This is a genomic window from Parvularcula marina (assembly GCF_003399445.1).
GTDB lineage: Bacteria > Pseudomonadota > Alphaproteobacteria > Caulobacterales > Parvularculaceae > Parvularcula > Parvularcula marina.
This window is the reverse complement of the sequence record NZ_QUQO01000002.1, coordinates 38956-64470: the sequence shown is the minus strand read 5'-3', so window position 1 is coordinate 64470 and position 25515 is coordinate 38956. Positions and strand designations below refer to the sequence as shown.

Sequence of the window (25515 nt, the reverse complement as noted above, 5' to 3'; positions counted from 1 at the left end):
TTCAGTTTCCATTAGAGGAAAATGAAGAACGCCCCGTATTCTCAGGAGGATGTCATGCACCTTGCCTGTGCGAACGGAAAAAACCGGGAGATTTGCTCAGGCGCTCTCCGCCAGCGGGATGAGCTCGACGATGCGACCTTCGAGTTTGGCAATGTCGCCAGACTTTTTGAGCTTGGTCAGGGTACGGCTGAGGGTCTCAAGCCTAAGGCCAAGATAGTCCGCGATGTCCTGACGGGACATGGAGAGATAAATCTCGTCCCCGCCAAGCTGTTTGCGCAGCATATGAAGGAACGTCATCACCCGTTCCTCAGCATTATGCTTGCCGAGAATGACAATGTGGTCCTGGGCCTTGTGAAGCTCAGTCCTGCCTTTCGCAATCAGGCGGTCTTTGATGCCGACATGGCGCCCTGCCATTTCATCGAGATATTTCTGGCTGAAACGGCAAACGAGAGACGGTTCGAGAGCCTCGACGCTGTAGTCGTTTTCCACAGCTTCACCCATTCCGATGTAATCACCGGGAAAAGCGAAACCGACGATCTGACGCCGACCATCTTCGAGCATCCGGACCATGCGGAAGCTGCCGCTGACAACGACGAAGAGGAATTCACTCCCCTCACCTTCCTTGATCAGCGTTTGGGCTTCCTTGACCGGCAAATGCGCCATGGTCTGAGAAACCTCTTTCATCTCTTCTGTCGTGAGCTCTGCACAGACTGACCGCTCCCGCGCATCACATAGAGCGCAGAAATTCGGGGTCGAAGATGAAAAGCCGCAATCGCGCTTCATTAATAAGACTCAAATGACTATTGACCGCACATCATACCGCGAAGTGCGTATGCTTGCTACCACTGAGCCTTACTAAACTGCGGGTGATGCATACCGGATTTCACTGGAAACATGAGGGTCTAGCGCCGCTGCGACAGAACGAACCAGGGCCTTTGCGTCCTCGGCAATGACGATGTCATCGCCGTCATAGTAAACAATTCCATCCTTCTCAAATGGCGTAAGTGTACTGAAGATCTCTTCTCTTGCAGGACCGTCCGCCTGAATGATTTTAAGATATTGGTTCAGATTTCCGCGCATGTCGCACAGCAGGCGCTTGAGCCATTCCCCGAGCGCTTCTTCGATTTCCGTCGCGATAAGGCCGCGTTCGGTCGGCAGCTCACCCTGCTCAATCGGCTTCATATATGCCGGGATTTCTTTGGCATTCTGCACGATAAGGCCGCGCACAGTTGAGATTGCGCTCGCCCCGAAGCCCAGGACGTTCCGCGCCCTGTCTTCAGTGAAGCCCTGAAAATTCCGGTTTAGGCGCTGCTCGCGAGCCGCAATAGCGATCGGCGTGTCCGGCAGCGCGAAGTGATCGAAGCCGATTCGGTCGTAGCCCGCTTCTTCAAAGAGCTTGGCCGCATCAACGGAGATGACGGTGCGCATCTCCCGGCTGGGCATGTGATCTTCCGGTATCATCCGCTGATGACGAATGCGTGCCGGCATATGGGCATAACCAAACAGGGAGATTCGCTCAGGCCTTAGCTCGATCACCTGTTCGACTGTTTGGCGGAATGTCTCTAGCCGCTGATGGGGTAGTCCATAAAGGAGATCGACGCTGATATCGCGAACGCCGGCCCCTCTCAGAAGGTCAAAGCAGTTCTTGACCATCTCATAGCTCTGTACCCGATTGATGGCGGTCTGCACTTCAGGATCAAAGTCCTGAAGCCCCATGCTGAAGCGCTTAATCCCCATCTTAACGAGCTGGGCGACCTGAAGATCTGAGCAAAGCCGCGGGTCGATCTCCATCGCGACAGGCGTCTCGTCGCGAAGACCGAAATGCTCTTCGATGCCGGTAATCAGCCGTTCTATATCAGCTGCATGGAGCGTGTTCGGCGTGCCGCCCCCGAAATGGACATGGCTGATATAGCCGCGCCCGCCGAGGCGCTCACTGACCATCTCAATTTCGCGGCTCAGCGCTTCGACATAGGGGGAGATCCGCTCATAGCGGTTTTCCACACGCATATTGCAGCCGCAGTACCAGCAGAGCTGATGGCAGAAAGGGATATGCATATATAAAGAGATCGGCTCATACTGGCCGATCTTCTTAAGAGAGTTCTCATACGCAGCGGCACCCACATCGCTCGAGAAACCAAGTGCTGAAGGGTAGCTCGTGTAGCGCGGAATGTTTGCGCCGAGATATTTTTGCCAGTGCGTTTGCATATGCGGAAGCTAGACGAAGCCGCCGAGCTCATCGTGATTTAGGTCAAACGACTGTATCAGTTCCGGAAGTTTTCCAGATCAAAGTTATCCACATTACTGCTATCGGTTGAAGGAAAGGTCCAACCGATGCCGGACGTAGTAATCGTCCAGCGTATAGGGCGCATCAGAGAGCGGCATTGCCGCTTCATATGAAAGACGCCACCCAGCCCGACCATAAAGCCGCATACCGCCGCCCGCGGACCAGAGGACAGTTCCGTCCGCCGTGAGACCGGCCCCTTCATTCCAGGTCGTGCCGCCATCGCCATAAATATAGGGCTCGACCCGCTCCAGAAGCCCATCAAACTGGAATGGACGTGCAAGCTCGAGATAAGCCGCGACGCCATTCTCACCAAGGACTTCGCCGAAATCGTAGCCGCGGCCGAACTTGCCGCCGCCGACACCGAATTCTTCCGTGAACAGCAGCGGATTGTTCGCCCACTGGGCTTCTGTTCCCACGCGGGCAACGACGCCTTTGACAAGCGGCGTTGCGTAAAGCCCAGAGAAAGTGATTTTTGAGAACTCGGCTTCGCCATCAAGGCGCGAGCCTCCGCCGGCATTAAAGATGTCGAGCCCTTGGCTGAACTCCAGCTCCCCGGTCATCAGGCCGAACCGGCCCACCCGGCGTTTGCCCTGAAGCGCTGCGCGGAAAATATGCAGCCTGTCCTCGTAAAGCTCGAGGCCGCTTTCCTCTTCGCGCGAATAAAGGCTTTCAAAGCTGATATCGCCAGCAAGGCGCAGGCCCTCTCGCTGGTAGAGCGGAAAGCGAACCCCCGATTTGCCGCGAAACAGGACCCCCTCGACATCGCGATCATCAAGTTCACTTCGCGGTGACGAATTCGATGCCGCAAATTCCGTATAGAAACGCATCCCCCGGTACGACGGCGCCGTATCATAGCGGCCTCGGACAAAAATCAGTTCGTCGATCGCTTGCGGTCGGAAGAGGACCCCAAAGCTCAGCCGGTCAGCTGGAGAAAGGATTGAGCCGATCTCACCGCCGAGAAATGCTTTCCACGGATTATCCCGGCGCGAGCCCCTGTTGGTCGCAAGGCCCCGCAGGCCGATACGGTCATACTCGCCTTCGATTTCGAGCACATAGACAGCGCCATTCAGACGGCGCGGACGGATCGCCTTAATTTTGAGACCGGGGATTTCATCGAGCATCGCGACTTCGCGGCGGAAAGTCCCTTCACTGACGGGGCGTTCCTTGAGGGTGCGCGCAAAACTCGCCTCAAGCAGCGGCATCAGCTCGGGGTCAGCTTCGATCCGGTCGAAATACCCCTCGGACAGCGTGACTTCGAGCACGCCGTCATCAAGATCCTGCGGATGGATGTCCGCGCGGCAAAGCAAAAGCCCCCTCGCCTGACAGCCTTGCGAGATTTCGTCGGCAAGTTCCTGAAGGTCAGTCCGCGCCAATGGTCGACCAATATAGGGCTGGGCGAGCATCTCCAGGCTGTGCCCGGAAACTGTGAGCGCTCCCATAATATGGACGGAACGGATCTGGGTTTGGGAAATCTCGGCTTCTAATTCTGCCTCAGTTGCGGATTCAGCTGCCCCTTCGGCTGGCATGAGAGCCACGCTGGCCGCAACTACCGCGGCCGCGAGAAGAGGTACTCGTCTTCCCAACCCTTTGATTCCTTCAACAGACGTCAGGGTCCTAATGAAGCAATAACTGGTGAATGAATGGTGAGGATTACCCTGACATTCGTTTATTTCTGTTCATCACGGGGCAAGGTATTATTGGCAGCCGATTAACCGTTGAATGCCATATTGCACGTTCCTGTTTGGAGTGTGCTCATGTTACGTGTTCTTCGTACTGCGATCGTCATCGCAGTTTTTTTTGGATTTTCGCCAGCACTGGCTCAGCAAGTCTGGCAAGTCGTTGAGGCGAATGGCGAAGTCCACGTCAACGGAACCAAAATTGATCCAGGCCAGACCGTGAGCTTCCGCTCCGGCTGGATTTCAACAGGCAACGAGAGCGACGCTGTCGTCGAACGCGGCGAACAACGCATCATGCTTGGGCCGAATGCCCGCATCTCGCTGGGTCGAGGCGATAGTGAGCAGAGCACTTCCGTCAATCAATCGGCTGGTCAGGTCGCCTATAGTGTCGACAGGCGCAGACAACCCCATTTCGAAGTCCGTACGCGTCAGGTTGCGGCTGTCGTCAAAGGCACAGTCTTCATTGTGAGTGCAGACGGGCCGAGCCATAGCGTTCAGGTCACGGAAGGCCTCGTTGAAGTCACAGCCGAGCACACGGGCGACATCCAGATGGTCAGCAAAGGTCGTTTGGCAACCTCCACTCCAGGCGGCAAATTGGTTGTCAGCGCAGCTCCGGCCTCAAACTCGTTTACCGCACAGAGAGCTCGAGCGGCATCCAAAGCCCGAGACAATGCTTCAGGGAATGATGCTTCGTCGGAATCTTCTGGTGGCGACACTCCCGCAACCCCCGAAGCCACTGGTGACAACAGCTCGGTCCTCGTCCGTGACCCCGTCAGCAACGGCAATTCCGGTAATGGTCAGACCCCGTCGGAAACGCCTGCCGGTAGCGGCAACAATAACGGCTCCGGCAACGGTAATGGTCGTGACAATGGCAATGGTCGTGACAACGGCAATGGCGGCGATGGCTCTGAGGGTGACGACGATGGCTCCGAGGGCGGCGATGATGGCTCCGAGGGCGGCGACGATGGCTCCGAAGGCGGCGACGATGGCTCCGAGGGTGGCGATGATGGCTCCGAAGGCGGCGACGATGGCTCCGAGGGTGGCGATGATGGCTCCGAAGGCGGCGACGATGGCTCCGAGGGTGGCGATGATGGCTCCGAAGGCGGCGACGATGGCTCCGAGGGTGGCGATGATGGCTCCGAAGGCGGCGACGATGGCTCCGAGGGTGGCGATGATGGCTCCGAAGGCGGCGACGATGGCTCCGAGGGTGGCGATGATGGCTCCGAAGGCGGCGATGATGGCTCCGAGGGCGGCGACGATGGCTCCGAAGGCGGCGACAATGGCTCCGACGGCGGCGATGACGGCTCCGAAGGTGGCGACGATGGCTCCGAAGGCGGCGACGATGGCTCCGAAGGTGGCGACGATGGCTCCGAAGGCGGCGACGATGGCTCCGAAGGCGACGACGACGGCTCTGAAGGCGACGACGACGGCTCTGAAGGCGACGACGATGGTGCTCAGAACACGGATCTTGGTCGGAACAACCTTTTCGACGGCACCGGCAACTATGCAGATGGCAACAATAATCAGTTCGGCGGTGATGATAACCGAGTTGATGGGAACAATAACACCATCCTCGGTAACCGGAACGATCTAACCGGTAACAATCATTACGCAGAAGGTGATGACAACTACACCTCCGGTAATGACAACAAATTCTTTGGCGACAGCAATGACGTTGAGGGCAAACAGAACATCATCGAAGGCGATGAGAGCTATATCCGTGGCGACAAGAATGAGATCTATCGCGGTGAGAACGCAGAAGGTGTCCTAGCAGCCATTGGCAATGAGATCGAAGGTCAGGAAAACATTGTAACCGGCTCGTACAATAACTTATTTGGCGAAAAAAATGTCATTTCCGGGGACCTGAATTTCGTTTCCGGTGATGAAAACGATATCTCCGGCTTTGACTCGGTCATTTATGGCGAGAAGAATGTTGTGAACGGAGATAATAACACAATTGGCTCCGCTCTCGCAGGCTTTGATGAAAACGACGTTCGAGGTGTGTGGAACAACATTCAGGGCAATAAGAACTCGGTCGAAGGTGATTTCAACTCGGTAACTGGCGACGAGAACACCATCGTCGGCAGCAGCAACATCGTGGTCGGTGACCTCAACGATATCACTGGCGACCGCAATGAAGTCACCGGGGATCTCAATGACATCACTGGAGATGACAATCTTATCCTGGGTGATGAGAATTCAGTAGACGGAGACCTCAACACGGTCGCTGATTCCGGTCAGGATGTCGACGGCACAAATATCGTGATCGACCCGCTCGGCCTTGTCGGCGGACTGGTCGGAGGTCTTCTCGGGGGGAAGTAATTGATCGGGGGATTTAATCTGCAGGGCATAATTGCGACATTCCGCAAACGCCCCCTGCTTTGGAGAACGGCGCTGATCCTCAGCGCCGTTTCTGCTGCTTTCACATTCCATAATGCGCCCTTCTTCCGGGCACTGGATAATTCCATCCTCAATGCACGGTTCTCGGCAACGCCGCAAAACCGTGACTTTGATTCAGCATTGATCGCCATCGACACGGCGAGCCTTCAGGCCCATCCAGACTGGCCATGGCCCCGGAGCTTTTATGGTGAATTGCTAGACCGGCTGAATGAAGCCGGCGCAAAACAGGTTGCCTTCGATATCGACTTCAGCTCACGCGGCCAGAGTGATGAACGATTTGCCGAGGCGATCGAGAATTCTTCCGTCCCCGTCTATCTTGCGACCTTCCGTCAGGAATTCCAGGGCGCACCGGGCGTCATCGCCGAGATTTCGCCAAATCCAACCCTGAAGGGTCATGCACGGCTGGCGACGACCACCTTCCCGATCGATGAAGACGGGATTGTGCGCGAGATGCCGGCCTATGACCCCTTCTCTCACGGCAATGTGCCTCAACTTGCGCTCGCACTGAACGAGCGGGAGCCATTCGAGGGCCTGCGGACGATCAATTTCGCACACGACCTTCGTGAACTGCCGGTGATCTCATTCGTCGATGTCCTCGATGGAGCGGATATCTCAGAATATGTGCGTGGCCGGACGGTCTTCGTCGGCTCTACTGCGCTCGAATTAGGAGATGAATTCGCTATCCCGCGGCATGGTCTGCAGAGCGGGGTCATCCTCAATGCGATGGCATATGAGACGATCCGCCATCACACTGAAAAATACACAGCCCCTCTCTGGGTCAGCGTAGGCTTTGTCGTGATCGGGATGCTGTTTGCCACGCAGAGCATCTCAAGACGGGGCATTCGCCTTTATACGATCCTCAACCTCTCGGCGCTGGCGGCGATCTTCGTCATCGGCCTCATTAGCCAGGCTGTGTTTGATCTCGTGATCCAAACAGGCATGAGCCATATCAGCCAGCTGGCCATGATCTCCCTCATGCTTTGTGCGGCTGCGGATGATTATGCTGCCAAGATTTTCCGGTCCCACATGCATGTGCGCAAGCACGCGGCCATTCTCGACACCATGATGTCGAGCAACCATGACGGCATCGTTCTGGTCAACCGACTTGGCCGTGTCGAAAGCTGCAATGAGCAGGCAGCCAAACTGCTAGGCTGCGAGTGCCGCAAGATGATCGATCAGCCGATCGAAGTCGCCGCACCGAGCCTGACCGAGGCTGATTACAGTGACGGCCCTGCCCTGATCGAAATGCCTGATGCAGATGGCGAGATGCAGTATGTCGAGGTATCGCGAGCGGAAGTGGAACTGCCAGTTGCACGCTCGCGCTATGAACAGCGCCGGGAGGTCCGGTTCCTCAAGCTCTTCACGATGCACGACCTGACGGCGCAGAAACAGGCCGAACAGGCCGAACGCGACGCCAAGGAAATGCACGCTCAGGCCTCCGCTGCCAAATCGACCCTGATCAGCACGATGAGCCATGAGCTGCGCACGCCGCTGAACTCCGTCTGCGGATTTGCTGATCTGATTTCACAAGCCGCCTTCGGAGAGCACTCCGCGCCGGAATATACCGAGTTCGGCGAGATGATCGGCTCATCTGGCCGTCAGCTTCTGGGCGTTGTCAACGACATGTTGCTCGCAACCCAGCTTCAGTCTGGCGATCAGGAAATGCGGACACAGACTTTCTCTCTAGAGGAGGCGTCCAAAGCCGCGCTGGAGCGGGCCTCCACACGACAGGCCTGGACGTCACCCACGGTCAAGATCGAGGTCGGCGAGACCGAAATGTCAGGAGATTATGACCTCACCGTTACCGCGCTTTATCACCTGCTCGACAATGCCTCGAAATTCGCCGGCAAGGACGGCACGGTCTGGATCCGCGCGGATGACGAGACCCACGCGCTGATCGTCGAGGATGATGGCCCCGGCCCGCGTACCGACAAACCTGAGAAACTGACCGCCCTCTTCGAGCAGGGTGACGGCTCGCGTACCCGGTCGCATGAAGGCTGCGGGCTCGGGCTCTTCCTCGTCGACGGCATCTTCAAACTGCAGGGCGGCAGGCTCGAGCTTGGCGAGCGCGAAGGCGGCGGCTTCAGGGCCGAAGCGCACCTTCCGGCGGAAATCTGGAAGTCCAAATCCGGTGCTGTTGCGGCCTGAACTGCCAAAACATTCTGGCAGCGCGCGAAACCGCACCTACTAACACCCTTTAAAAGTGTGGCTTTTCCCTGATACGGGAGCCTCTCTTGCGCCTTACCCCCCATTTGGGGGGAGGCACCCCGCAGCCTCCAAGCTAAGCCAATGTTTCTGCTAGATTATCGCAGAATACCGGCGGTTTATGGTTACCTGGGGGGACTCCGATGGACAAGAAGCCATCCGATCTGAGCTTTGGCATTTTCAATTACGGGATGCAGAGCGGTTTTAATGAGATTTCATTCAGCTCTCCGCAGGGCTTCAGCCCCACTTCCCCGGTCTTCGGCCTCTCCCAGATTCCGAGCCCGACCGAGAACATGTTCGGGCTGAACAATCCGCCAGACGCCAACGACGATAGCGCGACGACCGATGAGGATTCGGCCGTCACCGGCATCGATGTCCTCGCCAATGATGTCGATACAGATTTCGGCGAAGTGCTCACCGTCGGCTCCTTCAGCACTGCCGGGACAATCGGCACGGTCACCCTGTCTGGTGGCCTCTTCACCTATAACCCTAATGGCCAGTTCGATTACCTTGCCGCCGGCGAGACCGCGACCGACAGCTTCACCTATACCGTCCGGGACCGGAGCGGCCTGACTGATACCGCCACGGTGACGATCACCATTACTGGCCGCAATGACGATCCGACCGCCACGGATGATACAGCGAGCACGGACGAAGATACCGCCCTCACTTCCATCTCGCTTGTCGCCAATGATTCAGATCCAGACCTGATCGACACGCTCACCGTTTCGAGCATTGATACGACTGGCACAGTCGGCCTCGTCGTCAATAATGGGGACGGCACGGTTGATTATGATCCGAACGGCCAGTTCGATTACCTCTCCGCAGGCCAGACTGTCACGGACAGCTTCACCTATACGGTGAGTGACGGAAATGGCGGCACCGACACGGCAACCGTCACGATCACCATCACGGGCGTCAATGATGACCCGGATGCGCTCGATGATACAGCGACCACGGATGAAGACAGCGCCATTTCGGTGATCTCTGTTCTTGCCAATGACAGCGACGCGGATGCCGCAGATACGCTGAGCGTTGTCAGCTTTGATGACAGCGGCACGGCTGGGGTCGTTACCAATAATGGGGACGGCACTTTTGCTTATGACCCCAATGGCCAGTTCGATTACCTCGCCGTAGGCGAGAGCGCGACGGACAGCTTCACCTATACCGTTAGCGACGGGAAAGGCGGCACCGACACGGCGACCGTCACCATCACGATCACCGGCGTCAATGACAATCCGGTCGCCAACAATGATACTGCGTCTACGGATGAAGACAGCGCAATTGCTGTCATCTCGGTCCTGCCCAATGATAGTGATGTCGATGCGTCAGACAGCTTGAGCGTCTCTGGCTTTGACACGACTGGCACGGCAGGCCTTGTCACCAATAATGGGGACGGCACCTTTGCCTATGATCCGAATGGCCAGTTCGAGTATCTGGCTGTCGGTGAGACCGCGACCGACAGCTTCACCTATACGGTGAGCGACGGAAATGGCGGCACTGACACGGCTACGGTTACCGTCACCATCACCGGCGTGAACGATGATCCCGATGCCGTTGATGATACGGCGATGACGGATGAAGACAGCGCCATTGCCGTCATCTCCGTTCTCGCCAATGATAGCGATGTCGATACGAGTGACGTGCTGAGTGTCACCGGCTTTGATACGAGCGTCACGACCGGCCTTGTCACCAATAATGGCGACGGCACCTTCGCCTATGACCCGAATGGTCAGTTCGATTACCTGGCCGTCGGTGAGACTACCACCGACAGCTTCACCTATACGGTGAGCGACGGGAATGGCGGCACCGAGACCGCGACCGTCACCATCACTATCACCGGCGTCAATGATGATCCGGATGCGGTCGATGACCTCTTCCTCGTCGATGAAGACACGATCCGCACAGGCATCCCCGTTCTCGATAATGACGGCGATATCGATGCCAGCGACACGATCAGCGTCGTCAGCTTTGACACGTCTTCGACCATCGGCCTCGTCACGATGAATGGTGACGGCACATTCGATTATGATGCGAACGGCCAGTTTGAGTATCTTGCGCCGGACGAAAGCGCCTTTGACAGCTTCACCTATACGATCAGTGACGGGAATGGCGGCACCGATACCGCGACCGTCACGATCTCGGTCTGGGGCGCAAATGACGAGCCTGTCGCCGTCGATGATGCGGTCACGACCGATGAGGATACGGCCGCCGTCTCGATCAGCCTTCTCGGCAATGATTTTGATCCTGATGCGTCGGATGTCATCCTGATCGAGAGCATCGATACGACCGGCACGACCGGCCTTGTCATGGAGACCGGCGTCGACAGCTATACCTATGACCCGAATGGCCAGTTCGACTATCTGGCCGCCGGTGAGACCGCGACCGACAGCTTCACCTATACGATCAGTGACGGATATGGCGGCACGGACACCGCGACCGTCACGATCACTATCACCGGGGTCAATGATGACCCCGACGCGATGGATGACACGGCGTCTACGGATGAAGACTCATCCATCGCCGTGATCTCAGTTCTTGCCAATGATACGGATGTCGATGCGTCGGATGTGCTCAGCATATCCGGCTTTGACACGACTGGCACGGTAGGCGTTGTCACCAATAATGGCGACGGCACCTTCTCTTACGACACGAACGGCCAGTTCGAAGCCCTGAATGCCGGTGAGATGGCAACCGATAGCTTCACTTACACCGTTAGTGACGGGAATGGCGGGACCGACACCGCAACCGTCACGATCACCATTATCGGCGTCAACGACAATACGGGCGGCATGAATGCCGATCCGGTCGCCGGAAATGATATGGCGATGACGGATGAAAACAGCGCCATCGCCGTCATCTCCGTTCTCGATAATGACAGCGACCCCGATATGGGCGATGTGCTGAATGTCACGAGCTTCAATGCGGCGGGTACACTGGGCCTAGTCACCAATAATGGTGATGGCACTTTTGCCTATGACCCGAACGGTCAGTTTGATTATCTCGCTGTTGGCGAGAGTGCGACGGACAGTTTCACTTACACGATCAGCGATGGGAATGGCGGCACGGATACGGCCACCGTCACTGTGACCATCACCGGCGTGAATGACGACCCGGTCGCCGCTGGCGACACAGCGATGACCGATGAGGATAGCACGCTCGCCGCCATCTCTGTCCTCGGCAATGACAGTGACGTTGATGCAAGTGATACGCTCAGTGTCATGAGCTTTGATGCAGCCAGCGCGGCGGGGCTTGTTTCCAATAATGGTGACGGCTCCTTCGCCTATGATCCGAATGGCCAGTTCGACTATCTCGCCGTGGGCGAGACGGCGACGGACAGCTTCACCTACACCGTCAGTGACGGGAATGGCGGCACCGATACCGCGACCGTCACGATCACGATTACCGGCGTCAATGATGACCCTGACGCGATGGATGATACAGCGACCACGGATGAAGACTCATCCATCGCTGTCATCTCCGTTCTCGCCAATGACAGTGATGTCGATATCAGCGATGTCCTGAGCGTCACCGGGCTGAATGTCACCGGCACGATCGGCGTCGTCACCAATAACGGCGACGGCACGTTCTCCTATGACACCAATGGCCAGTTCGAATATCTCGAAGCAGGCGAGACAGCGACCGACAGCTTTAGCTATACCGTCAGCGACGGGAATGGCGGCACCGACACAGCGACGGTCACCGTCACGATCACCGGTGTCAGCGATGTGATGAACACCGATCCGGTGGCAGTCGCCGACAGCGTCTCGACCAGCCAGAACAGTGCGATCTCTACCATCGCTGTTCTTGCGAATGATACGGATGCGGACATGGACACCCTGTCCATCGCCAGCTTCGATACGAGCGGCACGCAAGGCATTGTCATCAACAATGGCAATGGCACCTTTGCCTATAATCCGAATGCGGCCTTTAACTATCTGGGTGTAGGCGAGACAGCGACTGACAGCTTCACCTATACGGTGAGTGACGGCAAAGGCGGCACGGATACAGCGACCGTGACGATCACGGTAACAGGCATCAATGACCAGCCGAATGCGGTCGATGACATGCTCTCGACCGACGAGGAGACTGCAACAGCCGTCTTTGATGTGCTCGCCAATGACAGTGATATCGACAGCACCGATACGATCAGTTTTGTCGGGTATGACGACACCGGCATGCTGGGCGTGCTCGTCTCCAATGGCGACGGCACATTCACCTATGATCCGAATGGGCAGTTCGATGACCTGGAGTCAGGCGAGACCGCGACGGAGACCTTCACCTATACCGTCAGTGATGGGAATGGCGGCAGCGACACGGCAACCGTGACCATCACGATTATCGGGCTTGGCGATGGCTCGGGCTCAACGCCGAAGGACGATACCCTGATCGGTACGGATGAATCCGAAGAATTCTCCGGCCTCGACGGCAATGACCTGATTTATGGGCTCGGCGGTAATGACACGCTCGATGGCGGCGATGGCAAGGACACGCTGATCGGCGGTGGAGACTCTGACAGCCTTGTTGGCGGTCGGCTCGGCGACCTTATCTATGGCGACCGCGATGCACCTCGGCCGGACGATACCGCACCCGAAGGCAATGACTACGTCTTTGGCGCAGCTGGCGATGACACGATTTTCGGTCAGGGCGGCAATGACACGCTCGATGGCGCTTACGGCGATGACGAGATCGAAGGCGGTAACGGCAATGACAGCATCCTCGGCGATCAGGGTGAAGACACGCTGATGGGCGGCGACGGCGAAGATACGATCAAGGGTGGCCGGAATGACGACCAGATTTCTGGCGGCAGCGGCGATGACCTGCTCATCGGTAATAACGGCTTTGACGTCCTTCGCGGTGATGCTGGCAATGACGAGCTGCGCGGCGGTTATGGCGACGACGACCTTGTTGGCGGATCAGGCGACGACCTGCTCAAGGGCGAAGACCGTCATGACCTGCTTTCCGGCGGCACAGGCGATGACACGCTGATTGGCGGTCAGGGGCGCGATACGCTGAGCGGTGAAGAGGATGATGACGACCTCTTCGGCGGAGGCGGTATCGACCTTCTGTACGGGGACGAAGGTAATGACACGCTGGGCGGCGGCAGCGCCAATGACACGCTGGATGGCGGCACAGGAAACGATGAGCTCGACGGCGGCGATGGCGATGACATGCTGTTCGGTGGCGACGGCAATGATACGCTGATTGCAAGCGAGGGTGATGACACTCTCAATGGCGGCGCAGGCAGCGACACGCATCTCTTCGAGCTGACCGTCAAGGTGGTCGGCGGTGCGATCACTAGCATCACCAATGAAGCCGGACATAGTGTGCTCGAAAGCTTCTTCTCGTTTGACGGCGATAAGATCGCTTTCCATGTCACCTTTGACGGAGCGACACCGGGCGGCGATCTCGAAGACCTGTTGTTCAGCGAGATCGATAATTTCGTCGCCTTTGCCGGCGGTGACTTTGACGGTGACGGACAGGCTGATGATCTGAATATCAGCTTCTTCGATGGCGGTTCGATCACTCTTGTCGATAATCTGAATGTCCCGACACTGAACTTCCAGGACGTGACGTCATTCGACAAGAACAGCGGCGATGCCGGCACGATCCAGAATGTGCTCGGCTCTTCAACGGTGGTCGAGTTCACTTTCGAGGGCGGGGCATCGAGCATCGAAGTGCCAGCCCCTGTGACGGCGGAAATCGTTCTGCCCGATACGGCCGCGAGCGAAGCCTTCGAGGATCTTGCGCCTGAGATGGGATCGACACCGGATTACGCGCCGGTGTTCGAGCCCGAAGACATCTCTATCCTGCTTCTCTGATCAGGAATGCAGCGCCCGTCAGGGCAGCTCACTTAGCAGCTCGGTGATGACCCCATCGCCGAGCCGGAAGAAGAGATGGCGTTTGCGGAACGGCCAGCTCGCGCTTGAGCCTTCCATGCGCCGCAGGGCTTCGCGCCGCCCCGCACCGCCTTCGAGCGGATCGGCAGGCGTTGCGAGCCCCTCCTCCGTCATCAGATGCGTAAGAGAGATCAGGCTTTCGAGATAATCCGCCCGCGCACGCTCATAAGGTCCGGTAAGCGGAATCACGAGATGCGCACGGCCGTCCAGCCAGATAAGGGCATCATGCACGACGCGCCGGGACGGTAAACGGGAGGGACCCAGCCGAGCGAGAAGGCTGGGAACACAGATCGCCTCCGCTTCGCGCCGCAGTTGAGGCCTCTCCTTATACAGATGATCAAGCACCGCCATTGAGATCAGAAGCAGCGCGCCTGATCCCATCAGGGCTAGCCCGCCAATGCCTGCGCCACTCTGGAGGATCACCAAAAGCAATCCGCCAAGGATCGCCGCCCCGCCGAACAGCATACCGCCCGACAGGAAGACAGGCCGCAGCCCCGCCATATGCGCGGCTCCCCGGTCGCGGCTTCCCTCATGGCGGTTTTCTGCCCTGCCCACCGGCATTTTTACCCCTCTACTGATCCCCGGTTCCCACTTGCCAGACGACCCGAAGAAGGCTGCGATCTGTCTCAGAATGCTGCACTTCCCGGGAGCCTTACCCCGCTGGCCGCCCTACCGGGCCACCAAAAGCATTGATATTTTATGCCAATCTTGAACTATTTTATGGGTGTTTGCCCCGTTTAACCCCGCAATATCACTACACTTCGCCTTTTGATAGCGCAATGCAGCATTAAAAATCATATTATCGCGCTGGATATTGCATCGCAAAAATGTAAACATACTGTCATACGGCGCTCATGGGCGGCGCCAATCCGTGCAAGTCAAAAGGGGATTATCGATGCGGATAACTCGATCGAAGCTGTTCACCGCCCTGCCTGCGGTGATACTGGCCGGGGGCGCCACTGCGCATGCGCAGGCCCCCGCGCCAGACACAACTTTCATCTTCAACACGCTGCTGTTCCTGATCATGGGGATGGTCGTCATGTTCATGGCGGCAGGCTTCTGCATGCTTGAAGCGGGCTCTGTCCGTGCCAAGAACACGGCTGCAATCTGCCTGAAGAACATCACACTCTATTCCATCGCGGGGCTGATGGTCTGGCTGTGCGGCTACAACATGATCTACGGCATCGAAGAAGGCGGCTACGTCAACAACCTTCTTGAGAACAATGTCTGGTCGGCAGACGATTCTGATCCTCTGGGCACGGGCTATTCGGCGGGGTCCGACTGGTTCTTCCAGATGGTGTTCGTGGCGACCGCCGCGTCGATCGTCTCCGGCACACTGGCCGAGCGGATCCGCGTCTGGCCGTTCTTTATCTTCACGGCAATCCTGACCGGCTTTATCTATCCGATCCAGGCAAGCTGGGAATGGGGTGCCGGCTGGCTCGACGCCAAAGGCTTCTCGGATTTCGCAGGCTCAACTCTTGTTCACGCGACCGGCGGCTGGGCAGCTCTTGCCGGGGCCATCGCATTGGGCGCCCGTAAAGGGAAATATGACGGCACTGTCGAGAAGCACGAATTCTACGGCGCTTCCATGCCGCTTGCCACGCTGGGTGTCTTCATCCTGTGGCTCGGCTGGTTCGGCTTTAACGGCGGTTCGCAGCTCGCGCTCGGCTCGCTTGATGACTCAATCGCAGTCTCGGACATCTTCATCCACACCAATATGGCAGCTGCCTCTGGTGTCGTGACCGTCGTTGTCCTTTCAACGCTGCTTCTGGGCAAGATCAGCCTTCCGCTTGCGCTTAATGGCGCGATCGGCGGCCTTGTCTCTATCACGGCTGAGCCGCTGATGCCGGATCCTGTCATGGACTCAATCCTCCTTGCCGTGATCATTGGCGCCATTGGCGGCACGCTGGTCTTCCTCGTCACCCCGCTGCTTGATGCACTGCGCATCGACGATGTGGTCGGCGCTATTCCAGCTCACCTCGCCTGCGGCATCTGGGGCACGCTGGTCGTGCCGCTGTCGAACAAGGAAGTCTCCATCATCGCACAAGGCACAGGCGTTCTCGCCAATGCGGGCTTCGTCTTCGGGGTTAGCCTTGTTCTGTGGTTCTTCCTCAAATTCACCATCGGCATCAGGTCGACTGCGGAACATGAGGATGTTGGTCTCGACATCGCCGAAACCGGCGCCCCGGGTATCAACATCGTCAAGGCCCACTACCCGGCCGAATAACCGGTAGAACACCATGCGCGGTGGAGCCTCTCCTTTTCCAGGCTCCACCGCACTTCTTTCTTCTGTAGTACGAATAACTCATGGGGCAGGGAATGAGTTCGGATGCCGGCCGTACGCGTATCACTTCGGCCATCCTTGACCGCCTGTCTGGCGTTGAGTGGACACGGGGGTTCCTCCTCACCGCTCTCCTCGCTCTCTCCTGGTGGTCGACGACTCAAGGCCTGATCGGCCTGATCACCGCCGCGAATGGTTATCCCGGCGCTGCCACCATCATCACCATCGGCTTTGCGGTCGCCATCCTGACCGTTCTGATTTCCTGGACACTCGAGAGATTGAGCAGCGGGCAGACCGGCCTGCTCACACCGCTCTTTTTGTTCGGATACGTCCTTCTGACCGTTATTTCCGTCGGCTTCGGTTACGGCTTTTACTGGAAGCATATCGAATCCCACAGCGCCGCACAGCGCGCCGCCGAATATGAGGTCGACCGGCTGAACCGCACTTTCGCCCTCGCCTATGGCCGCTTGGATGAAAGCCTGTCCGCTCTTGATGCGCTCGCCACCCTGTCGGTCGAACGCGCCGATCAGGAAACGAGCGCAGGCGGTACCTGCGGCCCTGAAACACTCGCCGGTCCCGGCCCCCGCTATCGGCTGCGGACCCAGGATGCCGCGACCATGACCGCGCTTCGAAAACGCATTGCGGTGCAGGTCGGCGAAGGCGCCGAGATGACGCCGGGCAGCCTTTTTGCCCTGCGAGCGGAGCTTTCCGAACAACTCGGCCGGCTGACGCCATCGGCCTTCGCCTCCCTTGATGAGGAAGGCACGCGGCGCCTGCTCAAGGAAACCGAGCAGGTCATGGCCGAGACCGCGACCCGATACGAAGCCTTTCGCACCGGACCATCCGTTCACAGCGCAGTGACCTTGCTCGAAGGACGGATCGACGCCGGACAGGCCCCGATGACCGATGGCGATATCACATTCTCCTGTCCTGACCGGGAGCTTGATATTATCATGTCGCAGGCGGTCAGTGCATTGTCCGCCCTGCCCGAGCTGCCCGAGGTCGCGCTGGATGTGCCGCTTGGCCCGGATGCGACCGTCGCGGCCTTCGGCAAATTCGCCAATACGATGTTTGCGCCCTTTCGCGGCAAGAGTGACGCCAAGCTGATGGCGGGGCGGGATTACATTCCGCTGGGCGTTGCCATTGCCATCGACCTCTTCATCCTGATCCTGTCCCTGCACGGACGGAAACCTGCACGCTCGATCAAGGATCATCCTGCTTATATGGAGCAATCAGCCTCGATCCAGCATCTGATGGGGGATGAGGATAACAAGCCGCCCCATGAGGAGCTTCTCTACCACACATTCTGGTGGCGCGGCGCCTATTATCTTGCCATTCCGTCCGCCAGCCGGACGAGCCCAGAGGCTTATTCGTCCGCCCAACGGTTGACGCTGGCCGCGATGGTGCTGGCTGATGCGGGGCTCTTAACGCCGCTCAACCAGAGTTACAGCGGCGGGCAATGGCGCGAGAAATTGCCAGAGCGGCAACATCATGACGCTTCGCGCCCGCTGCCGACTGATTATCATCTTTACAGATACAAAAAGAACAGCCTTGCGCGGATGACGGCCCTCCTCACCCATGGCAAGGCGGACAATTCCGTCAGGGCGGAGACGCCGGATACGATCAGCACGGTGCGCAAGGCTGCCCCCCTGCCTGCGGAAGTCGGCGGCAGCCGCAAGCCCGCCGCGGAGCAACGCATTGCGGGGCTGATGTCGAACGGCAATGCCTGGGTCAAGCGGCGCAGTATCGACCGCCGTCCTAAGAAATAACCCCGAAAGGCGTTACGCGATCCGCAAATCCAGCGTGGTCGGATATTCCGGCGACATCACCGGCTGGCGCGGGCTCATTGCCCCCGGGGCGCTGCCGAAAGTCGAGAAACGCGAGCGGCGGCGGCCATCCGCCTCCAGCGCATTGACCGGCTGAGTCTCATAATTCCGGCCACCCGGGTGATGCGCGTGATAGGTCACTCCGCCCACGGCCCGGCCATTCTTGCGATCATAAAGATCAAAGATCAGCGGTGCATGCGGATAGATCGTCGGGTGCAGGCAGGATGGCGGCAACCATGCCCGGAAGCGGATACCGGCGAGCTCCGCATGCTGGCCATCTTCCTCGATTGACGTCAACGGCACTTCATAGCCATTGCACAAAAGCGCATAGTGCTGATGATCTAGTCCGCGCACCTTGACTTCAACCCGCTCCAGCGAGCTATCGACGAACCGCGCTGTACCGCCGACCGTGCCCTCTTCACCAAGGACATGCCACGGCTCGAGCGCCGCGCGCAGCTCGATATGGGTGCCTTCGATCTCATGCTCGCCGAGTTTCGGGAAACGGAACTCATATTGCGCATCGAACCAGCCCGGATCAAAGGCGATCCCCGTGCCGCGCGAGACATCGGACATGACCTCAGCAAGATCCTGTTTGAGGAAGTAAGGCAGCATGAATTTGTCATGCAGCAACGTGCCGTGGCGGGTCAGACCGCCCTCATAGGGTTTCTCCCAGAACCAGGCGATCAGAGCCCGGAGCAATAGCTGCTGGGCAAGGTTCATCCGGTAATGTGGCGGCATCTCGAAACTGCGGAATTCAACAAGGCCCAGCCGCCCGGTCGGCCCATCCGGCGAGAAGAGCTTGTCGATGCAGATCTCCGCGCGGTGGGTGTTCCCTGTGACATCGGTCAAGAGATGCCGGAACAGCCGGTCCACCAGCCAGGGCGGGCAGTCCGCGCCTGACGAAGCCAGCGGATTGGGCACTTTGGAGAGCGCAATCTCCATCTCGAACAGCGATTCCTGACGCGCCTCATCCAGCCTCGGGGCTTGGCTCGTCGGGCCGATGAAGAGGCCGGAGAAGAAATAGGACAAAGACGGATGGTTCTGCCAGTAGCGGATGATCGAGGCGAGAACGTCCGGGCGCCGCAGGAAGGGGCTGTCCGCCGGGGTCGCGCCGCCGACCACAATATGCGCGCCGCCGCCCGAGCCCGTCGGGCGTCCATCAATCATGAATTTCGAGGCCTCAAGCCCGCATTCCCGCGCCGCTTCATAAACCGAGCGGGTCACATCGACCTGCTCGCGCCATGAATGGGCGGGATGGATATTGACCTCAATGACGCCTGGATCGGGGGTCACCTTGATGACATCGATCCGGTGATCCGGCGGCGGAGAATAGCCCTCGATCTGGATCGGCAGGCCGGTAGCCTCGGAGGTCTCCTCAATCGCCGCGATCAGGTCGGCAAACTCATCGCCGGAGCGGACCGGCGGCAGGAAAACGCAGACCACGCCGTCCCGCGGCTCGACCGTCATCGCGGTACGGATGAAAGGCCCTGAGCCATAAAAGGCCATGCCCGGCTCGACATCCATCATATCAGGCCAGTCAGGCTCGATCTCATCGGGCAAATTCTCTGGCGGTAGGGCATCGCCCCCCGCCCCCATCGGCCGCTGCATGGTCGGCTCGCGCGCCGGGAGCGCGCCGCGCGCGGCAAACGGATCAAGCGGATAGACATCGGGCCGCCGTCTTGGATCAAGATAGGTCAGCGACGTCAGCGGCAGGCGGAAGCCGGACGGGCTGTCCCCCGGATTAAGATAAATCCTTCCCCGGCGGGTTTTCCATTTTTCACTGACCCAGCGGCAGGCGCGCGAGGCTCTCGCCCGCCCTTGCTGTACCTGAATTGGCAGGACGAAAGCGGCAGGGGTACTCAGCCCCCGGTCGAACACCTTGGCGAGGCGCGCCCGCGATTCAGGATCTTCGAGCTTGTTGTCGAGCGGATCGACATTGGGCGGCAGCTTCGATTCCTGAAAAAGATAGGCCGCCGGATCCTCAAAGGCCGGCTGAGCATAATCCTCATCAATGCCGAGCGCTCCGCAGAGCGTCGACATGAAACGCTCCGCCTCCGGCGCGCCAGCTTCGCGCGGGCCGTTCTCCGTCGCGATCAGCGAAGGGTCCTGCCACAGCGGCACATGGTCCCGCCGCCAGTAAAGCGCGAAGGCCCAGCGCGGCAATTGCTCACCCGGATACCATTTGCCCTGCCCATATTGCAAAAGCCCGCCCGGCGCGAATCGGTCGCGGAACTTGCGGATGAGCTTGTCGGCATAGATCCGCTTGGTCGGGCCGACGGCGTCGATATTCCATTCTTCCGCATCGCGATCAGTTGAGGCCACGAAAGTCGGCTCACCGCCCATGGTCAGGCGCACATCATTCCGGTTTAGGCGCTCATCGATCTTCTCACCCGCCTCGCGGATCGCCGCCCACTGATTTTCGCTCATCGGGCTCGTCACCCGTGTCGTCTCATAGACCCGCGTGACCGACATCTCGAAATCGAACTCGACCTCGGCTGGCTCATGCCCGCCGGAGATCGGCGCGGCGCTCTGCGGTGACGGGGTGGCCGCGAGCGGGATATGCCCCTCGCCCGCAAAAAGCCCCGAGGTCGGATCAAGCCCGACCCAGCCCGCGCCGGGCAGGTAGACTTCCGTCCACGCGTGAAGATCGGTGAAATCCTCTTCCGGCCCGGATGGCCCCTCGAGAGATTTTTCATCCGCCTTCAGCTGGATCAGATAGCCCGAGACGAACCGCGCCGCGATGCCGAGCCGCCGCATCAGCGCGACCATCAGCCAGGCCGAATCCCTGCACGAGCCGACCGCCAGCTTGAGGGTTTCCTCCGGCGTCTGGACACCCGGCTCCATCCGCGTCGTGTAGCGGATCGCCTGTTCCAGCCGCTGATTGATCCCGACAAAGAAATCAATCGTACCGTCGCCCTTCTGGAAATTGCGGCGCTCTTCAACAACGAGCCGCTCGAACAACGAGCCGCCCTCGATCAGCTCAAGATAGGGCGCGAGTTCCTTCAAGAGCCCCTTGTCATAGGCAAAAGGCGTCTCACTCGCCTCTTCTTCAAGGAAGAAATCAAACGGGTTGATGGGCGAGAGATCCGCAACCAGATCGACGACGACCTCGAAGCTCTTGGTTTTCTCAGGGATCACCAGCCGGGCGAGGTAATTGCCGAACGGGTCCTGTTGCCAGTTGAGGAAGTGCTCCTCCGGCGTGATCTTCAAGCCGAAGGACTTCACATGCGTGCGTGAATGGGGTGCCGGGCGCAGTCTGACAATCTGCGATCCCATCGAGATCGCCTTGTCATATACGTAACGCGTACGATGCGTCAGCGCGACGTCGATGCTCATGGGCCAGCCCTTTCCAGCTTCGCTAGTTTATGTGCACTTTTTTACACAGAACCGCTCAAGGCTCTGCTAACTATCTCGCACAACTAACAGAAATGTGCGAAAGTTTTCGCGGTGCAAAAATAAACGCAGGAAACATGTTTGATGAAATGGGACCGAGTGCTGCGGTCCGTACCCCGTACAAGACAATCAATACCTGGATTGAGAAGACCGGGGCGAAAATCCTCCAGCAGAAACGTGATGAAGCCGAGACCATCTTCCGGAAGGTCGGCATCACGTTCTCTGTCTATGGCGAAGGCGGTGACCCTGAGCGCCTGATCCCGTTCGACATCTTCCCGCGCATTTTCACCAATAGCGAATGGGAGACCCTCTCCAAAGGGATCGACCAGCGGGCCCGCGTCCTCAACCGGTTCATCTGGGATGTTTATCACGATGCGGAGATTATCAAGGCCGGCATCATCCCCGAGGACCTCATCTATCAGAATGATGCCTATTTGCCTGCGATGAAGGGCATTGATCCGCCGCAAGGGATCTACAGCCATATTATTGGCATCGACATCGTCCGTACAGGGCCGGAAGAATTCTACGTCCTTGAGGATAATTGCCGCACGCCCTCCGGTGTCTCCTATATGCTGGAGAACCGCGAGATCATGATCCGGCTGTTCCCCGAACTGTTCGAAGATAACCACGTCCTGCCGGTCGACACCTATCCCTCCCAGCTGCGCGAGACCCTGCGCAGCGTGAAGCCGCCGCTCTGCGAAGGCGAGCCGACCATCGTCGTTCTAACACCGGGTCCGTTTAACAGCGCCTTTTACGAGCATGGCTTCCTCGCCGACGAGATGGGCGTGGAACTGGTCGAAGGTCCTGATCTTTATACGGAAGATGGCCTTGTCTATATGCGGACGACCTGCGGGCCGCAGCGAGTGGATGTCATTTATCGCCGGATCGACGACAAATATCTTGACCCCCAGCGGTTCGACCCGGATTCAATCCTCGGTGTCCCTGGCCTGATCGATGCTTTCGAGAAAGGCAGCGTCACCCTGATCAGTGCGCCGGGTGCCGGCATCGCCGATGACAAGGCGGTCTATACTTATGTGCCGGACATGGTGCGGTTTTACTTCGATGAGGAGCCGATCCTGTCGAATGTACCGACCTGGAAATGCAGCGATGCGGCCGAGCGCGCGCATGTCCTCTCGAAGCTCGACGAGCTGGTCGTCAAGGAAGTCCACGGATCGGGCGGCTATGGCCTGCTGATTGGTCCGCATGCGACTGATGAGCAGCGCGCGGTCTTCGCCAAGGCGATCGAGAAGAACCCGAAGGGATATATCGCCCAGCCGACGCTGGATCTGTCGACCTGCCCCACCCTTGCGAAAGGCGACATCGCGCCGCGCCATGTTGACTTGCGGCCCTTCGCTCTTGTGGGATCGAAAAACGGAGAGATGACAGTCTCCCTCACGCCGGGCGGGCTGACCCGTGTGGCGATGCGTGAGGGCTCGCTGGTCGTCAATTCAAGCCAGGGGGGCGGAGTGAAAGACACTTGGGTCCTCAAGGGAGAGTAAAATGGCACTGCTGAGCCGGACTGCTGAAAATCTCTACTGGATTGGCCGCTATGTTGAGCGGGCAGAAAACATGGCCCGCCTGCTTGAAAGCGGGAAACGGATGAGCGCCATTCCGCGCGTTGCCGACCAGCCGCCGCCATGGGAGGCAATCCTCTCCGCCGCCGGGGTCCTGCACACATTCAAGGAACAGCATACCGAGCTGAACCAGCTGAATACCGTCGCGCATATGGCATTCTCGCAGGATAATCCGTCCTCGATCTATTCGGCGATTGCTGCCGCTCGTGCCAATGCCCGTTCGATCCGCACGGCGATGACCATCGACATGTGGGAAGCCATCAACGAGTTCTGGCACAGCCTGCTCGGCACCGGCCCGATTGAACCGGGTGACGGACGCCTCCTGCCCTTCCTTGATACGGTCAAGCAGAAATGTGCCCTTTTCCGCGGGGTCGCCGATTCAACGATCCTGAGGAATGATACTTACGATTTCCTCCGTCTGGGAACCTTTGTCGAGCGCGCCGACTGTACCGCCCGCCTTCTCGATGTCGAATATTTCGCGCTGACCCAGCCCGAAGACGCCGCCGACAGCCCGATTGACACCTATCACTGGGCCGTGATCCTGCGCGCGACCTCCTCAGCCCGCGCGTATAACTGGGTCTATGGCGGCGGTTATGATCTTGAGAACATGATCGACTTTCTGGTGCTGAACACACGGAGCCCGCGCTCGCTCGCTTTCTGCATCGAGAATATCACAGAGCACCTCAACCGCCTCGCCCGGCTCTATGCTGAACGCCACGACTGCCATGAAATCTGCGCCAGTATAGCGACGGAATTGAGCCAGAATGATGCCGAAGCGGTCATCGAAAGCGGCCTGCACGAATTCCTCACCCGTTTCATCGCACGCAATAACTGGCTGTCCTCCCAGATTGGGCGCGATTATCATTTTACCAATATGGCGCTGCCCATTGACCCCAAGCCGGAAGACGAAGATTTAGATGAGGTCTCGGAACAGTCCCTGAATCAGGCCATGTCCTGAGAAGTGTATAATTCAGCGTGGCGGCACCGTTGACGCTGGGAGTTAAGGGTACCTACTTGATGAATGCGCGCCGCGGCTCAGCCGAGCGCCCCATTCCACTCGAAAGTTCTCATCAATGACGTATTGCGTAGCCCTCAAATTGAAGGCCGGGCTGGTTCTTCTGTCCGATACAAGGACCAATGCCGGGGTCGATAACATCGCCCGGTTCGGCAAGATGTTCACCTGGACCGTCCCCGGTGACCGGGCCATGGCGATCATGACCGCGGGCAACCTCGCCGTCACCCAAGCTGTGATCGCCCAGATCCAGGAAGCGATCGACGATCCCAATCATCAGGGCGACACCCTTTTAAACGTGCCGACCATGTCGCGCGCGGCAGCTCTCCTCGGCGGGCTGATGCAGGGCCAACAAAACCAGTGGGGCCCGGGCCTGACCGGCATGAATGAATCAAGCGCGGCCACGATGATCCTCGCTGGCCAGCGCGCCGGGGCCGAACCGCGGCTCTTCATGATCTATTCGGCCGGGAACTATATCGAGGCGACCGAAGACACCCCCTTCTTCCAGCTCGGCGAGTTCAAATATGGCAAGCCGATCATTGACCGCGTCATCACTTCGGACTCCTCAATCGAGGATGGCGTGACCGCCTGTCTCGTCTCGATGGACTCAACCCTTCGCTCGAACCTGTCGGTCGGCATGCCGCTTGATGTGGCCGTGATCCCGAATGGCGCACTCGAATTTTCCGTCCGTCGGCGGATCGAAGCGGACGACAAGAATTTCCATGCTTTCAGCGATGCATGGTCGGCAGCCTTGCGTGAAGCCTTCACCAAGATGCGTGAAGCGCCGAAATGGAGTTGAGCAGAAAGAGCTCAAATAGAACGCGCTACTCGTCCTGAAAAAGACTTGTCGCGCCCTGCGCGGCTTTCACCCTAGCTAACGACAAAATCGCCTTTCGTGACCAACGTTTCTCGCCCGCTTGATGCCAAATGCGGGCATTGAGCTGAGCAGTTCCCCAGACAACCT

13 protein-coding genes are annotated in these 25515 nt (G+C 58.6%); 8 read left to right on the top strand and 5 right to left on the bottom strand.

Going from position 1 to position 25515, the window contains the following annotated elements; genetic code table 11:
• Nucleotides 1–96: 96 nt before the first annotated feature.
• The 3 genes from DX908_RS14180 to DX908_RS14170 form a co-directional block, all read right to left on the bottom strand.
• Nucleotides 97–684, bottom strand: coding sequence for a cyclic nucleotide-binding domain-containing protein (locus DX908_RS14180; RefSeq protein ID WP_158548824.1), 588 nt, complete (start codon nt 682–684; stop codon nt 97–99).
• A gap of 171 nt (nt 685–855) precedes the next feature.
• Nucleotides 856–2205, bottom strand: coding sequence for an oxygen-independent coproporphyrinogen III oxidase (gene hemN / locus DX908_RS14175; protein WP_116393151.1), 1350 nt, complete (start codon nt 2203–2205; stop codon nt 856–858).
• Between the two features lie 99 nt (nt 2206–2304).
• Complete coding sequence (locus DX908_RS14170; RefSeq protein WP_116393150.1) at nt 2305–3810, bottom strand: ShlB/FhaC/HecB family hemolysin secretion/activation protein; 1506 nt, start codon at nt 3808–3810, stop codon at nt 2305–2307.
• 228 nt (nt 3811–4038) lie between these two features.
• Here DX908_RS14170 and DX908_RS14165 point away from each other — a divergent pair, with 228 nt between their 5' ends.
• The 3 genes from DX908_RS14165 to DX908_RS14155 all read left to right on the top strand — a co-directional run bounded on the left by DX908_RS14165 (nt 4039) and on the right by DX908_RS14155 (nt 14387).
• A complete protein-coding gene (locus DX908_RS14165; RefSeq protein WP_116393149.1) occupies nt 4039–6282 on the top strand; it encodes a FecR domain-containing protein in 2244 nt (747 codons plus the stop codon).
• Nucleotides 6283–8508, top strand: coding sequence for a CHASE2 domain-containing protein (locus DX908_RS14160; protein ID WP_116393148.1), 2226 nt, complete (start codon nt 6283–6285; stop codon nt 8506–8508). It begins immediately after the preceding gene.
• A 200-nt stretch (nt 8509–8708) separates the two neighbouring features.
• A complete protein-coding gene (locus DX908_RS14155) occupies nt 8709–14387 on the top strand; it encodes a cadherin-like domain-containing protein (protein WP_116393147.1) in 5679 nt (1892 codons plus the stop codon).
• Between the two features lie 18 nt (nt 14388–14405).
• Here DX908_RS14155 and DX908_RS14150 read toward each other — a convergent pair whose 3' ends face one another.
• The gene (locus DX908_RS14150) at nt 14406–14966 is read right to left on the bottom strand and encodes a hypothetical protein (RefSeq protein WP_147303817.1); all 561 of its coding nucleotides are present in this window, start codon (nt 14964–14966) and stop codon (nt 14406–14408) included.
• A gap of 394 nt (nt 14967–15360) precedes the next feature.
• Here DX908_RS14150 and DX908_RS14145 point away from each other — a divergent pair, with 394 nt between their 5' ends.
• Together DX908_RS14145 and DX908_RS14140 are read left to right on the top strand one after the other, a co-directional pair.
• A complete protein-coding gene (locus DX908_RS14145; RefSeq protein ID WP_116393145.1) occupies nt 15361–16692 on the top strand; it encodes an ammonium transporter family protein in 1332 nt (443 codons plus the stop codon).
• Nucleotides 16693–16784: 92 nt separating this feature from the next.
• Nucleotides 16785–18515: a hypothetical protein gene (locus DX908_RS14140; protein ID WP_116393144.1), complete on the top strand. Its 1731-nt coding sequence runs from the start codon at nt 16785–16787 to the stop codon at nt 18513–18515.
• Between the two features lie 12 nt (nt 18516–18527).
• On the opposite strand, the gene DX908_RS14135 is transcribed toward DX908_RS14140, so the two are convergent.
• On the bottom strand, nt 18528–21908 hold the full coding sequence (locus DX908_RS14135; RefSeq protein ID WP_116393143.1) for a transglutaminase family protein: 3381 nt from the start codon (nt 21906–21908) through the stop codon (nt 18528–18530).
• Between the two features lie 134 nt (nt 21909–22042).
• On the opposite strand from DX908_RS14135, the gene DX908_RS14130 reads away from it, so the two are divergent.
• The 3 genes from DX908_RS14130 to DX908_RS14120 all read left to right on the top strand — a co-directional run bounded on the left by DX908_RS14130 (nt 22043) and on the right by DX908_RS14120 (nt 25350).
• Nucleotides 22043–23464, top strand: a complete 1422-nt coding sequence (locus DX908_RS14130; RefSeq protein WP_116393142.1) for a circularly permuted type 2 ATP-grasp protein — start codon at nt 22043–22045, stop codon at nt 23462–23464.
• 1 nt (nt 23465) lies between these two features.
• The gene (locus DX908_RS14125) at nt 23466–24497 is read left to right on the top strand and encodes an alpha-E domain-containing protein (protein WP_116393141.1); all 1032 of its coding nucleotides are present in this window, start codon (nt 23466–23468) and stop codon (nt 24495–24497) included.
• Between the two features lie 115 nt (nt 24498–24612).
• Entirely contained in the window at nt 24613–25350 is a 738-nt protein-coding gene (locus DX908_RS14120; protein WP_116393140.1) for a proteasome-type protease, read from the top strand.
• Nucleotides 25351–25515 lie beyond the last annotated feature (165 nt).